The sequence below is a fragment of the Paraburkholderia sp. FW306-2-2C-D06C genome, from assembly GCF_058781505.1.
The window spans coordinates 22,382-37,196 of the sequence record NZ_JBYSWU010000057.1 but is presented as its reverse complement, the minus strand read 5'-3'; the positions used below and the strand labels follow the sequence as shown (position 1 = coordinate 37,196).

At 63.5% G+C, this 14,815-nt stretch carries 10 protein-coding genes; 3 read left to right on the top strand and 7 right to left on the bottom strand.

Annotated features, from left to right (window positions below):
* Window positions 1-54: 54 nt before the first annotated feature.
* Entirely contained in the window at window positions 55-1,848 is a 1,794-nt protein-coding gene (gene msbA / locus AC3WLT_RS30915; protein WP_492595443.1) for a lipid A export permease/ATP-binding protein MsbA, read from the bottom strand.
* 242 nt (window positions 1,849-2,090) lie between these two features.
* On the opposite strand from msbA, the gene AC3WLT_RS30910 reads away from it, so the two are divergent.
* Complete coding sequence (locus AC3WLT_RS30910) at window positions 2,091-2,873, top strand: glycosyltransferase family 2 protein (RefSeq protein WP_492595442.1); 783 nt, start codon at window positions 2,091-2,093, stop codon at window positions 2,871-2,873.
* On the opposite strand, the gene dnaE is transcribed toward AC3WLT_RS30910, so the two are convergent.
* Window positions 2,867-6,445 carry a DNA polymerase III subunit alpha gene (dnaE, locus tag AC3WLT_RS30905; RefSeq protein ID WP_492595441.1) on the bottom strand — a complete coding sequence of 1,193 codons (3,579 nt, stop codon included), beginning with the start codon at window positions 6,443-6,445 and terminating at the stop codon, window positions 2,867-2,869. The two genes, AC3WLT_RS30910 and dnaE, sit on opposite strands and share 7 nt — an antisense overlap.
* A 360-nt stretch (window positions 6,446-6,805) precedes the next feature.
* On the opposite strand from dnaE, the gene AC3WLT_RS30900 reads away from it, so the two are divergent.
* Window positions 6,806-7,669: a sulfurtransferase gene (locus tag AC3WLT_RS30900; protein WP_492595440.1), complete on the top strand. Its 864-nt coding sequence runs from the start codon at window positions 6,806-6,808 to the stop codon at window positions 7,667-7,669.
* A 42-nt stretch (window positions 7,670-7,711) separates the two neighbouring features.
* Window positions 7,712-8,605: a tRNA glutamyl-Q(34) synthetase GluQRS gene (gene gluQRS, locus AC3WLT_RS30895; protein ID WP_492595439.1), complete on the top strand. Its 894-nt coding sequence runs from the start codon at window positions 7,712-7,714 to the stop codon at window positions 8,603-8,605.
* Window positions 8,606-8,677: 72 nt separating this feature from the next.
* On the opposite strand, the gene AC3WLT_RS30890 is transcribed toward gluQRS, so the two are convergent.
* From AC3WLT_RS30890 to AC3WLT_RS30870, 5 genes are all read right to left on the bottom strand, one after another.
* Window positions 8,678-10,138: a DEAD/DEAH box helicase gene (locus AC3WLT_RS30890; protein WP_492595438.1), complete on the bottom strand. Its 1,461-nt coding sequence runs from the start codon at window positions 10,136-10,138 to the stop codon at window positions 8,678-8,680.
* A gap of 472 nt (window positions 10,139-10,610) precedes the next feature.
* Window positions 10,611-12,047, bottom strand: a complete 1,437-nt coding sequence (locus AC3WLT_RS30885; protein ID WP_492595437.1) for an aldehyde dehydrogenase family protein — start codon at window positions 12,045-12,047, stop codon at window positions 10,611-10,613.
* A gap of 140 nt (window positions 12,048-12,187) precedes the next feature.
* Window positions 12,188-13,840 carry an acetolactate synthase large subunit gene (locus AC3WLT_RS30880; protein WP_492595436.1) on the bottom strand — a complete coding sequence of 551 codons (1,653 nt, stop codon included), beginning with the start codon at window positions 13,838-13,840 and terminating at the stop codon, window positions 12,188-12,190.
* 271 nt (window positions 13,841-14,111) lie between these two features.
* Window positions 14,112-14,480 carry an MliC family protein gene (locus AC3WLT_RS30875; protein ID WP_492595435.1) on the bottom strand — a complete coding sequence of 123 codons (369 nt, stop codon included), beginning with the start codon at window positions 14,478-14,480 and terminating at the stop codon, window positions 14,112-14,114.
* Between the two features lie 113 nt (window positions 14,481-14,593).
* A complete protein-coding gene (locus AC3WLT_RS30870) occupies window positions 14,594-14,806 on the bottom strand; it encodes a DUF6726 family protein (RefSeq protein WP_492595434.1) in 213 nt (70 codons plus the stop codon).
* Window positions 14,807-14,815: the final 9 nt, after the last annotated feature.

Here is a 14,815-nt window from a genome sequence, read left to right as displayed (position 1 = left end):
GGCGCACAGCATCGTGCAGACACGAGAGAAAACGCGCCGCACGTCTTGCGGCTCTTATGCCGCGTCCTGCTGGAACTGGATGCGGTGCAAATGCGCGTACAGCCCGTTTTGCGCCAGCAGCTCGCGATGACTGCCGCGCTCCACGATATGCCCTGCTTCCATCACCAGAATCCGGTTCGCGCGCTCGATCGTCGATAGACGGTGCGCGATCACGAGCGTCGTGCGGCCCTTCATCAGCGTTTCCAGCGCGGCCTGCACGTGGCGCTCGGATTCGGAGTCGAGCGCGGACGTCGCTTCGTCAAGGATCAGGATCGGCGCGTCTTTGTAGATAGCGCGGGCGATCGCCAGACGTTGCCGCTGACCGCCCGACAGCATCATGCCGTTGTCGCCGATCAGCGTTTCGATGCCGTTCGGCATGGCCTCGACGGTATCCCACAGGTTGGCCGCGCGCAGCGCCGCCTTGACCTTGTCCGGATCGGCCTTCTGGCCATAGGCGACATTGTTCGCCACCGTGTCGTTGAACAGCACCACGTCCTGGCTCACCATCGCGATCTGGCTGCGCAGCGCGTGCAGACCATATTCCGGCAGCGCGACGCCGTCGATCAGAATCTCGCCGCCGGTCGGATCGAAAAAGCGCGGCAGCAGATTCACCAGCGTGGTCTTGCCGCTGCCTGACGGACCGGCCAGCGCGACCATTTCGCCCGGCGCCACCTTGAATGACACGTGGTCGAGCGTGTGGCGCTTGTGCGTGGCGTTGCTGCCGTACATGAACGACACGTCGCGGAATTCGACTTCGCCCGATGCGCGATCGAGCGGCTTGCCGCCGCCGGCCGGCTCGGACGGCTCGTCGATCAGGCCGAAGATCAGCTCGGCCGCCGTCATGCCGCGTTGCAGCGGCTGGTTCACGTCCATCAGATGCTTCAGCGGCGAGATGATCAGCAGCATCGACGTGACGAATGCGACAAAGCCGCCGACGGTGGTCTGATCCGACGACGACTGCACCACCGCGATCGTAATCACCACCGCGAGCGCAATCGACGCGAGGAATTGCGTCAACGGCTGCGCGAGGCCGCCGGAGACCGTCATGCGCATCGAGTAGCCGCGCAAACGCCGGCTCATCGACGTGAAGCGGTCGGTCTCATACTGCTCGCCGTTGTGCACCTTGACGACCTTGTAGCCGCCCACCGTCTCTTCGACGATGTACGACAGCTCGTTGGTCAGCAGTTGATGTTCGCGGTTCAGCCGCCGCAGACGGCGGTTGATCTTGCCGACCAGCCAGCCGATCCCCGGCAGCAGCACCGCGACGATCAGCGTCAGACGCCAGTTCAGGTAGAACAGATAGCCGAGCAGGAACAACACGGTCAGCGAATCGCGCACCAGCGTGACCAGCACGCTCAGCAGCACGTTGAGAATCTGGTTCACTTCGAAGACGATCGCATTGATCACCGTGCTCGCGGTTTCGCGCTGGAAAAACGCCACGCTCGAGTGGATCATCCGGTCGAACATCTTCAGCCGCAGTTCGAGCAGGATCTTGTTCGACACGTAGGCAAGCAGATAGCCGGACGCGTATTGCGACACCCCGCGAATCAGCGCAAGGCCGATCACGGCGGCCGGCACAAACCATTTGGCGCTGTCGCTGGCATGCGCGCCGAAGCCTTTGTCCAGAAGCGGCTTGAGCAGCGCGGGAATCGCCGCGTCGGTGCCGGCGCTCACGGCCATCGCGACGATCGCGCCGATCATCACCCACAGCAGCGGCTTGATATACGGCCACAAGCGCCGCATGACGACGACGGGCGACGACGCCTCACCTGAACCGATGGGTTTGCTTAACGTTGGCTTCGCGCTCAAGGAGTCCTCTGGGAATGCGGAACGGCATCCGCGCGCCGGACGGAATGTCCGCCACGCGAAAAATCAAATACGGCATTGTAAACGGTTAGGGATCGCGCGGCCGGCGGTGATGAACCGGCCGGATGGTACAGGGCCGCTGTCGGCGTGCGGACGTGTCCGGCCGCACGCGCCGCGCCGTACACCGTGCTGTGTATACTTGCGCGACCTATTCCATCACCCTGCACCCACCACGCAATTCAGGTATGCAAGAAACCACCCTCGGCGTCGCCATCATCACCAAAAACGCGGCGGCTCGGCTGGCCGAATGCCTGCAAGCCGTGGCCTTCGCCGATCAGATTGTCGTGATCGACGGCGGCAGCACCGATGGCACGGCCGAGATCGCCCGCGCGCACGGCGCCCGCGTCCTCGAACAAACCGACTGGCCCGGCTTCGGTCCGCAAAAAAACCGCGCGCTCGATCAGTTGACCACCACCTGGGTACTCTCGATCGACGCCGACGAAATCGTCTCGCCGGAACTTGCCGCGGCAATCCGCGCGGCACTTGCCGCGCCCACCGCCGAGGTCTACGCGGTGGATCGCCTGTCGAGCTTCTGCGGCCACTGGATTCGTCACAGCGGCTGGTATCCGGACTGGATTCCGCGTCTGTTCAAGCTCGGCGCGGCGCGTTTTTCCGACGACCTCGTGCACGAGCGCCTGGTGTTCGACACGCCGGCGCAGCGCCTGGCCGGCAAGCTGATGCACTACTCGTACGAAGACTTCGAGGGCGTATTACGCAAGCTCGACACGTATTCGACGGCAGGCGCGCAGCAGCGTCACGCAGCAGGCAAGCGCGGCAGTTTCGGCAAGGCCGTGGGTCGCGGCCTGTGGGCGTTCGTGCGGACTTACATCTTGCGGCGCGGGTTTCTCGACGGCCGCGCCGGATTCATGATCGCGGTGTTCAATGCGGAAACGGTGTACTACCGGTTTTTGAAGCTGGCGCGACTGGGGGACAAGGCGCGGGCGACTCCGCCCGCCCGGCATCAATAGACGATTTCGATCGAACTTCCCGCGAACTCGCCGCGCAATGCAGCCAGCAGTTCGTCGGTAGGTTTCACGCGCCATGCGTCGCCCAGACGCATTTCCCCTTGCGCATTCTCACTGCGATAGACCACTTGCACAGCAAGCCCGTTCGGGATCTGGACAGCCTGGCGTTGGCGGCCATCACCGCCGCCATAGCCGCCGCCGTTCCGGCCACCGCCTCCACCGCCGCCCCGCGCTGACGCAGCGGGCGCCGCGGCTGCTTGCGGCTCGTCCTTGCCCGCGCTATGCGCTTCGAGCACACGCCGCAACGCCGATGCGTCCGCATTGCCGTTCATCTGCACCTTGACGGCTTCCGCGTAACGGCAACGCGCGCGGCCGAGGTCCATCACCGTGTCGACGGTGAAGCGGATGCCGCCCGTGAACGCGTCATTACGCGCCTGGCCCTGCACGACCAGCAGTTCGTCCTCCTTGAACAGCGGCTTGTGCGCTTCAAAGGTCTCGTTGAAGACGGTCACTTCGCATTGACCGGTGCCGTCGTCGAGCAGCGCGATCAGCATCTTGCCGCGCTGGGTCATCTGCGTGCGCAGCGACGCGATCACGCCCGCCACCAGCTTGTCGCGCCCTTCCTTCAGATCGCCGATTTTCTGACGCACGAAACGGCGCACTTCGTCCTTGTACGCATCGAACAGATGGCCCGACAGGTAGAAGCCGAGCGCGGCCTTCTCTTCCTGCAACTTCTTCTTTTCCGGCCATTCCGGTTCGTCGACCAGTTCATGACCTTGCGACGGCGCGTCGCCCATGTCGAATAGACCCGCCTGCATGGCGTTGGCGCTCGCCTGCTCGGCGGCTTCCATCGCCAGCGACACCGATGCGATCAGCTGCGCGCGATTCGCATGCAACGTGTCGAAGGCGCCGGCGCGGATCAATGCTTCCACCGTCCGGCGATTGACGATCCGGCGGTCGATCCGATTGCAGAAATCGAAGATGTCGATGAACGGACCTTCTTCGCGCGCGCGCAGGATTTCTTCGATCGCGTTCTGGCCGCTGCCCTTGATCGCGCCGAGACCGTAACGGATCGTTTTCGAGCGCTTGCCGTCCGCTTCCGCGACCGGTTCGAAACGGTACGCCGACTGGTTGACGTCTGGCGGCAACACCTTCATCCCGTTCGTGAGGCAGTCTTCGAACAGAATCTTGACCTTGTCCGTGTCGTCCATGGCGAGCGACATATTGGCTGCCATGAATTCGGCCGGATGGTGCGCCTTCAGCCATGCGGTGTGGTACGCGAGCAGCGCATAGGCAGCCGCGTGCGACTTGTTGAAGCCGTAGCCCGCGAACTTCTCCATCAAGTCGAAGATTTCGTCGGCCTTCTCGGCACTCAGGCCGTTTTTCGCGGCACCTTCGCGGAACAACGCGCGGTGCTCGGCCATTTCCTCGGCCTTCTTCTTACCCATCGCGCGACGCAGCAAGTCTGCGCCGCCGAGCGAGTAGCAGCCGATGATCTGCGCCATCTGCATCACCTGCTCCTGATAGACCATGATGCCGTAGGTCTCTTTCAGGATGGGCTCGACGCGCGGATCGGGATACTCGACCATTTCGCGGCCGTGCTTACGCGCGCAGAAGCTCGGAATCAGGTCCATCGGACCCGGACGATACAACGCCACCAGCGCGATGATGTCCTCGAAGCGGTCAGGCTGGGCGTCTTTCAGCATGCCCTGCATGCCGCGGCTTTCCAGCTGGAACACGGCGACCGTATTCGCTTTCTTCAGGATCGAGAACGACGCCGGATCGTCGAGCGGCACTTGCGCGAGCGACCAGTCTTTCTTCGACGGATCGAGGCGGCGGATATAGCGCTCGGCCCAGTCGAGAATCGTTAGCGTGGTCAGGCCCAGAAAGTCGAACTTCACCAGGCCGACGGCTTCGACGTCGTCCTTGTCGTACTGGCTCACGACGCCGCTCTCGTCGCCCTGGGTGTAAAGCGGGCAGAAATCGGTCAGCTTGCCTGGCGCGATCAGCACACCGCCCGCGTGCATGCCGACGTTACGCGTCAAGCCTTCCACGCGCTGCGCGAGTTCGAGCAACTGGTGCACTTCGTCTTCGTTGTCGAAGCGCTCCTGCAAGAGCGGCTCTTCCTTCATCGCGTCGGCGATAGTGACGTGCTTGCCCGGCTTGAACGGAATCAGCTTGGCGATGCCGTCTGTGAACATATAGCCCAGATCGAGCACGCGGCCGATGTCGCGCACCGCAGCCTTCGCCGCCATCGTGCCGAACGTGGCGATCTGCGACACGGCGTCCGCACCGTACTTGTCCTTCACGTACTGAATCACGCGATCGCGGCCGTGCTGGCAGAAGTCGATGTCGAAGTCGGGCATCGAGACCCGCTCCGGATTCAGGAACCGTTCGAACAGCAGGTTGTAGCGCAGCGGATCGAGGTCGGTCACGCCGAGCGCATACGCGACCAGCGAACCCGCGCCCGAACCCCGGCCCGGACCGACCGGCACACCATTGTTCTTCGCCCAGTTGATGAAGTCCGCAACGATCAGGAAGTAGCCCGGAAAGCCCATCTTGACGATCGTGCCGCACTCGAATTCGAGGCGTTTGTAGTACGTTTCGCGCTGCGCGTCGCGTTCCGCCTGATCCGGGTACAGCTGCTCGAGCCGCTTCTCCAGGCCTTCCTTCGACAGATGCACGAGGTAGTCGTCTAGCGACATGCCGTCGGGCGTCGGGAACAGCGGCAGCTTCGGCTTGCCGAGTTCGAGCGTCAGGTTGCAGCGCCTGGCGATTTCGACGGTATTGGCGAGCGCCGACGGAATGTCCGCGAACAGCGCGGTCATCTCTTCCTGCGTGCGGAAATGCTGCTCGGCTGTAAAGCGTTTCGAGCGGCGCGGATTCGCCAGAATGTCGCCTTCGGAAATACACACGCGCGCTTCGTGCGCGGTGAAATCGTCCGGCGTCATGAACTGCATCGGGTGCGTGGCGGCCACCGGCAGTTTCAGCGACGCCGCGAGCGCCACCGCCTGCTGCACGTACTGCTCGCCGCCCGGCTGGCCGCAGCGTTGCAACTCGATATAGAAGCCGTTCGGAAACACCTTCGCCCAGTGCAGCGCGTTGCGCTTTGCCGCTTCTTCGTTACCGGCGGCCAACGCCAGACCGACGTCGCCCTGCTGTGCGCCGGACAACGCGAGCAGGCCTTCACCCAGACCGGTTTCGAGCCAGCCAGCTTCGACTTCCGCGCGGCCGCGATACTGGTTCGTGAGCGAAGCCTTGCTGAGCAGCTCGCACAGATTCAGATAGCCACGGCGGTCTTTGACCAGCAGCAGCAGGCGCGAGGGCTTTTCGCGGTCGTCCGGATTGGTGATCCAGACGTCACAGCCGGCAATGGGTTTGACCCCTTTGCCACGGGCTTCCTTGTAGAAACGGACGAGGCCGAACGCGTTGCCGAGATCGGTGAGGGCGAGCGCGCCCTGACCGTCTTTGGCGGCGGCCTTGACGATGTCGTCGAGGCGCACGATGCCATCGGCAATCGAGAATTCGGAGTGAACGCGGAGATGAACGAAGCGAGGATCTGACATGGGCGACATTGTAACTCCACCCTACTGGAGTTTTCAGGCCAAACCCGCGCGTTAGCCGTTCGGCCCAGGGGCTAAATGCGTGAGCACCGCGCGCCGGCGCCCGGCGGCGGGGAACGGTTTGAACAACGGGTTTGAACGACGCGCGCAATCTGTGCGCCTCGATCGCTCGAAGGCGTACGTCGGGCGCCAACTCGGCCCAAAATCGTGCGCGATTTGCGCTGCCGCAACAGCCTGGCCGTTCGGCCGAGTCGGTCGAAGCGCCGGCTTGAGGGATAATACGGGTTTCGCCCTTTCGACGTGGCCGTGCCACACGGCGGCTCAATACGCGCCGTTCTCACGCCGCTGGCCGCTTTTTACCGCTGGACAAACATGAGCATCGTCAATCTCGCCGCGTATCACTTCGCGACTATCGAAAACACAGCCGCATGGCGGCCTTTCGTCACCGAGCGCTGCAACGCGCTCGGCTTGCGCGGCACCGTGCTGCTGGCGCCGGAAGGCATTAATCTGTTCGTCGCCGGCATGCGCGGCGCCGCGGACGCGTTTATCGACTACATCCGCCACGATCCGCTGTTCGAGGGCAAGTTCGCGAATCTGCAATTCAAGGAAAGCCTGTCGGAAAAGCAGCCGTTTCGCCGCATGCTGGTCAAGCTCAAGCGCGAGATCATCACGATGAAAAAGCCGGCGATCCGGCCGGAGCTCGGCCGCGCGCCGTTCGTCGACGCACCCACGCTGAAAACCTGGCTCGACCGCGGCCACGACGACGAAGGCCGGCCGGTCGTGATGCTCGACACGCGCAACGCGTTCGAAGTGGACGTCGGCACCTTCGACGACGCGCTCGACTACCGCATTACGAAATTCAGCGAGTTTCCCGAGGTCATCGAGCAAAACCGTGCCGACCTCGAGGGCAAGACGGTCGTGTCCTTCTGCACTGGCGGGATTCGTTGCGAGAAGGCCGCGATCCATATGAAGGAAGTCGGCATCGGGAACGTGTATCAGCTCGAAGGCGGCATCCTGAAGTATTTCGAGGAAGTGGGCGGCGCGCATTACCACGGCGACTGCTTCGTGTTCGACTATCGCACCGCGCTCAATCCGCAACTGGAACCGACCGCGACCGTGCAATGCTTCGGCTGCCGCGCGGTGGTGACACCGGAAGCGCAGCAATCGCCGTTGTATGTGGCGGGCAAGACATGTCCGGAATGCCATCCGGACAGTAAGGCTGCGCGCGCCGCGTGATCAACGCACGCCCTTGCGCGCAATAATCCACCCGTCAAACCCATGGCTTATCGCGGACGCTTTGCGCCATCTCCCACGGGGCCGTTGCATTTCGGCTCGCTGGCAAGCGCGCTCGCAAGCTGGCTGGACGCGCGTGCGCATGGCGGCGCATGGCTCGTGCGCATCGAAGACATCGACGCTCCGCGCACTGTTCCAGGCGCCGCCGAAGACATACTCGCCACGCTCGAGCGTTTCGGCATGCACTCCGACGAGCCGCCGGTCTGGCAAAGCCGGCGCATCGCACGGTATCAGGAAACATTGGAGCAGCTGAAGGCTACCGGCTTGATCTACCCATGCGGCTGCACGCGCAAGGAGATTGCCGATTCGTTATTGCATGCGCACGCGCGCAACACCACACTCGCGTACCCCGGCACGTGCCGCAACGGCCTGCATGGCAAACCTGCGCGCGCATGGCGTTTGCGCGTGCCGGACGGCGACGCTGCGGTGATTGCATTCGAAGACCGTTGGCAGGGCACGCAGACACAGAATCTGGCCACCGAGGTCGGTGATTTCGTGTTGAAGCGAGCGGACGGCCAGTGGGCGTATCAACTGGCGGTGGTGGTGGACGACGCCGACGCGGGCATGACGCACATCGTACGAGGCGCGGACCTGATGGATTCGACGGCGCGGCAGATTTACTTGCAGCGCTGCCTCGGCGTGCCGACGCCCGAGTACCTGCATGTGCCGGTCGTCACGAACGACCAGGGTGAAAAGCTCAGCAAGCAAAACGGCGCAACCGCGCTAGATGCTGAAAAACCGCTTGAAGCGCTCAGCGCAGCCGCACGGCATCTGGGACTAGGGTCAGGGAGCGCCGGGCACGCGACGCTAGAAGGCTTTTATGCTGCCGCAACGTCGGCATGGGCACAGCGAATGGGTGTGCGCAAAACGGGAAAATAGAACACGGATTCCAGATGTGCCACTACCGTGCCGGCGCGAGGATCCCGCTTAGGCCAAAAAGCAGATAAAAAATCAGGAAGAAGACTTTCTCGGCATCCCAAACCCACCCAACAGTGCAGCCAACGGCTGCTTGGACGACGACTTCTGCGGAGCCGCAGACGCGGCAGCCTCTTCGACTTTCCGAACGGAAGAAGGCGACGGCTCATACGGCTTGAGGAAGAAATCATCCACAGGCTGAGCGCGATGATGATGCGGCCGATCGAACGAAGCCGAAGAAGCGGCCCCGGAACGGCGGCGCCCCGGCCGCTCATCGCGCCCTTCGCGCTCACGCCGCGGCGCCCGCTCTTCATGGTGATGCCGCACCGGCGTATCGACAGTCAAGCGTTGCACATCCAGCGGCCGCTTGATCAGCTTCTCGATATCGGCGAGCTGCTTACGCTCATTCGGGCTGCACAACGACAAAGCATCGCCGGAAGCGCCAGCACGCCCGGTGCGCCCGATCCGGTGCACATAATCTTCCGCATTGAACGGCAGATCGAAATTGATAACAGCAGGCAGCTCGACAATATCCAACCCACGCGCCGCCACGTCAGTAGCGACCAGCGCCTCGATCTCGCCACGCTTGAAAGCGTCCAAAGCCTGCATGCGCTCATTCTGCGTGCGGTCGCCGTGAATCGCAGTAGCGACCACGCCATCGCGCTCCAGACTACGCGCCAGACGGCTTGCGCCAATCTTGCTGTTACAGAACACGATCACCTGCTTGAGGCCGCGTTCACGAATCAGTTGCACCACCGCGCCGGTCTTGTCGCCTTCGGCGACTTCATAAACGATCTGCGTCACATTGGTCGCAGTCGAATTGCTGCGCGCGACTTCGATCGTCTGCGGATTGCGCAGATAAGTGGCCGCGAGCTTCTTGATTTCGCCCGAGAACGTGGCCGAAAACAGCAGCGTCTGACGCTCCTTCGGCAGCAGGTTCAGGATGCGCTGCAGATCGGGCAGGAAGCCCATGTCGAGCATCCGGTCAGCTTCGTCGAGCACGAGGATCTGCACCTGGCCGAGGTTGGCGGTTTTCTGTTGCACGTGATCGAGCAAACGGCCTGGCGTGGCGATCAGGATTTCGACGCCGCGGCGAAGTTGCTCGGATTGCGGATTCATATCGACGCCGCCGAACACCACGGCGCTGCGCAGCGCCGTGTGCCTGGCATACGCCTGCACGTTCGCGGCGACCTGGTCAGCCAGTTCGCGGGTCGGCGTGAGGATCAGCGCGCGCACCGGATGGCGGGCGGGCGACGCGCTCGTGCTGGCCTGCGGCAGCAAGCGCTGGATGATCGGCAGCGAGAAGCTGGCCGTCTTGCCGGTGCCGGTTTGCGCGGCGCCCATGACGTCACGCCCGGCCAGCACGACGGGAATCGCCTGCGCCTGGATCGGCGTAGGCGTGGTGTAGCCCGATTCTTTGACGGCTTTCAGGATGTCGGGCGCGAGACCGAATTGATCAAAAGTCTCAGTGCTGGGCGTGACGGCTGTGTCGGACATGGTGGCTTTCGCTAAAAATGCGCTTGGCGCGTGCGCGCGGCAGCGGTCGGAACCGCAGAGGGCATCAGGATGAAGGCGGAGCCACGGCGTTCCGCACGGGACCCGTCGGTATTGCGGGAAAAAATGCGGCCGGCTCCGGCCGGCGGAAACACCCGCCGGAAAGGCCGGTATTGTAGCACTTCAGCAAAAACACTCATGGCGCATGTGCCGGCTTTCTGCCTACGCCGGCGAAAGCCGCCGGGGCGCCCCGATCAACCGGCCGTCCGGGCAGGCTTTGGCGGATCGCAACCCGGCACGGGGGCGCCTCGCTGGCAGCGTAGTTCGTGCAGACGACAGCTGCGTGACAGCAGCTATGCCGCGCCCGCCCTGCCGCCCGACGCCAGCAACCGGCTCGGGGGTGGATTCCGGCGCACAAACCGCGTCCGCAGGCCCCGCGCGCTAAAGACATCGCCGCCGCGCACCGCCTCACCCGTCACCACGTCTCGCGCATCACCATCAACCGTATCTCGGTCATATCCTCGATCGCGTAGCGCACGCCCTCGCGCCCCAGCCCCGAATCCTTCACGCCGCCATACGGCATGTTGTCGACCCGGAACGACGGCACGTCGTTGATCACCACGCCGCCCACTTCGAGCACGTCCCACGCGCGATGCGCATGCGCGAGCGAGTCGGTGAACACGCCGGCTTGCAGGCCGAAGTCGCTGTCGTTGACAGTAGCCAGCGCCGCGTCGAAATCGTCGAAACGCTCCAGCATCGCCACTGGCCCAAAGGCTTCCTTGCGATACAGATCGGTGTCGCGCTTCACGCCCTCGAGCAGCGTCGCCTCGAACATCGCGCCCTCGACCTTGCCGCCCGCGACGATTTTCGCGCCCGCCTGCACCGCGCTTTCCATCCAGCCGGCAAGGCGCCTGGATTCCGACTCGGAGATCATCGGCCCGACAAAGGTCTTTTCGTCTTTCGGATCGCCCATCACCAGCGACTTCGTCTTCGCGATCAGTTTTTCGCGCAGCGCGTCGTAAACCTTTGCATGCACCAGTATCCGCTGCACGCCGATGCAACTCTGCCCCGACTGGTAGAACGCGCCGAACGCAAGCCGGTCGACCACGTAATCAAGCTTGCCGCCCTGATCGCCGTCGACGATCGCCGCCGCGTTGCCGCCCAGCTCCAGAATCACCTTCTTCTTGCCGGCCTTCTTCTTCAGCTCCCAGCCGACCGCCGGCGAACCGGTGAACGACAGCAGCTTGAAACGCTCGTCGGTTGTGAACAGATCCGCGCCATCCCGATGCGCGGGAAGGATCGAGAATGCGCCTTTCGGCAAGTCCGTTTCCGCCAGAATCTCGCCCATGATCAGCGCGCCGACCGGCGTGCGGCTCGCGGGTTTCAGCACGAACGGCACGCCCGCGGCGATCGCCGGCGCAACCTTATGCGCGGTCAGATTCAACGGGAAATTGAACGGCGATATGAACGAGCACGGACCGATCGGCACGCGCTTCACATAGCCGTGATAGCCCTTCGCGCGCGGTGAAATCTCCAGATTGACGATCTCGCCGTCAATGCGCACCGACTCTTCGGCCGCCACCTTGAACGTATCGATTAGCCGCGTGACTTCGCCTTTCGAGTCGTTGATCGGCTTGCCGGCTTCGATACAGAGCGCGAGCGCCAGTTCGTCGTAACGCTCGCGAAAGCGCTTCACACAGTGTTCCAGCACGGCCTGGCGCTTGAAGGGTGGAAACGCGCGCAAGCCGGGCAACGCGTCGACGGCATAACCGATCGCCTTGTCGATGGCGGCCGCGTCGGCCATCGCGACGCGAGTCGCCACTTCGCCGCTGAATTTGTCGGTGACTTCGAGATCGGTGTTGGCGGCCACCGCTTCGTTGGCGAGGTAGTACGGGTAAGTCTTCTGCAACATGACGCGTTCTCCTTGATCCGATGCATGGTCAGCAGCGATGCAGCCAGCAAGGGCCATGCCCTGCCACCTCGGGTCCGCGTACTACGCCTGCTACGCTTACAGCGCTGACCCGCGCTGCCCGTCTGCCGCGTGCGTGCCACTTACAGTTGCGCGCTCAGCCGCTTGATCTCGCGATTGAGCACGCGCTCGTTGTCCGAGTAATCGATCGGCACGTCGATGACGTGCACACCGGGTGTCGCGAAACATTCGCGCAGCAACGGCGCGAAGTCCGCCGCCGACTCGACCCGATGCCCGATCGCCCCATAACTCTGCGCATACGCGACGAAATCGGGGTTGCGCAGCGTCATGCCGTAGTCGGGGAAATTCATGTTCTCCTGCTTCCAGCGGATCATGCCGAACGCGTCGTCGCGCAGAATCAGGATCACCAGATCGAGCTTGAGGCGCACCGCCGTCTCGAGCTCCTGCGAATTCATCATGAAGCCGCCGTCGCCGCAGACGGCCATCACCTTGCGATCCGGATGCACGATCCTGGTCGCGATCGCCGAAGGCAAACCGGCGCCCATCGAAGCCAGCGCATTGTCGAGCAGCAGCGAATTCGGTTCGTGCGCGCGGTAGTAGCGCGCGAACCAGATCTTGTACATGCCATTGTCCAGACACACGATGCCGTCCACCGGCGTGGTCTCGTAGACGTCGTTGACGATCCGCACCGGATACATCGGAAAGCGGTCGTCGTGCTGGCCCTTCACCAGGTGTTCTTCGAAGTGCTGCTTGATCTCCTTGAAGCGCGTGAAATCCCAATGCTCCTTACGCTCCTTGAGACTTTCCTTCAGCTGCCACACCGCGTTGGCGATATCGCCGACCACTTCGATTTGCGGGAAATACACCGTATCGACTTCCGCACCCAGGAAGTTCACATGAATCACGGTCTTCTCACCCGCTTCGCCGCTGCGCATGAAGAACGGCGGCTTCTCGATCACGTCGTGGCCGACGTTGATGATGCAGTCCGCGTGGTCGATCGCGCGATGCACGAAGTCGCCGTCCGAGAGCGTGGCGTTGCCGAGCCACATCGGATGCGATTCGTCGATCACGCCCTTGCCCATCTGCGTCGTGAAGAACGGAATGCCAATCTGGTCGACGAATTCGCGCAGCATCCGCGTGGTGGTCTTGCGATTGCCGCCCGCGCCGATCATCAGCAACGGGTGCTTCGCGTTGGTGATCGCCTCGACCGCGCGCGCGACCGCTTTTTCCTCGGCGACCGGACGGCGGCTGTAGCTCTTCGGAATCGGCTTGCCGTCGCCCTCTTCGTGCGCGACGTCTTCGGGCAACTCCAGATGCGTGGCGCCGGGCCGCTCTTCCTCGGCCTGGCGGACCGCCTCGCGCACCGCCGCCGGAATGTTGGCGATCGACACGATCTGCCGCGTGTATTTGGTGAGCGGCTCCATCATCCGCACCACGTCGACGATCTGGAAATGCCCCTGCTTGCTCGACTTGATCGGCTTTTGCCCGGTCACCATCAGCATCGGCATGCCGCCCAGTTGCGCGTACGCGGCGGCGGTCACGAAATTGGTCGCGCCGGGCCCGAGGGTGGCGAGACACACACCGGTGCGTCCGGTGAGGCGCCCATAAGTGGCGGCCATGAAACCGGCCGCCTGCTCGTGACGCGTGAGGATCAGACGGATTTTCGAGCGGCGCAGCGATTCGAGCAGATCGAGATTTTCTTCACCGGGGATACCGAACACATACTCGACACCTTCGGCTTCCAGCGATTTGACGAACAGGTCCGATGCTTTCATGGAGGGTCTCGCTTGACGAAACGACGCGGGCCATCAGCCCGCGCGTTGAGGTCCGGGAACGGACGATCGAAGACGGCCGCCGCGCCGGCAAAGTGCGGCATGGTCTGCAGGGCACAGCGGAGCACAGCGGGGCACGGTCGGATATAGCGAATGCCATGCCGGACAGCTTACTACTCGAACGGAAAAGATGTGCGCAGGCGGGCGATACCGCGATGCAGAAGGTCAGACGAGAGGCAAGCGGCGGCACGGTAAAGAAGCCGCCACGTCATGCTCAGCGATTGAGAGTGATGCAGTCGGACAGCACAGGCGGCGCGTTTTCGCCGTCCACTGCGTCGTACAGGTCGGCGCGCGGGCCTTTGGTCCACCACGTGTAGCTGCCGGCCTGATACTTCGCGCCGGAGGCCGACATGGTGTTGACGAAGAGCAGTTGCTGGCCCTTCACCGGCACGAGTGCGAAGCTCTGGCCGTTCGCCGCGTTCCAGTACGTCACTTGCAGGATCTTGCCGGTCGCGCAGGTGTATTTCTGCGTTTGCCGGTTTTGGGTCTGAATCTCGGCGAGCCGCAATGGCGCGGCCCATGCGTTGCCGTACAGCGCCGCGAAACTCACCGCCGCGGTTACTGCAACAAGCCATTTCTTCATCGGACGCCTCGATTGTTGTTGCGCATCATGCATGGGCGGCACGCTGGCGGAGCGCTTCCGGGCCGCCCACGGCCCGCTGCTGAATCGCTGATGAATCGCCGATGGGACTCGCCTTATGGATCGATCACGTCGGCGCACGCATCGGTCGGCGCAGCGGCGACGTGACCGACCAGCGGCACGATCTTCAAACCCGCCGAGGCGACCCGGCACGGCGCGGCAGCGAGGCCGCACCCGGTCATCCCGGCACACAGCGCGAGCAGTACGCCGAGTGCGCCAAGCCGGCCAAACGTCCCACGCCGCGTATTCTTGCGGGATTCCAGGACCATACCTACCTC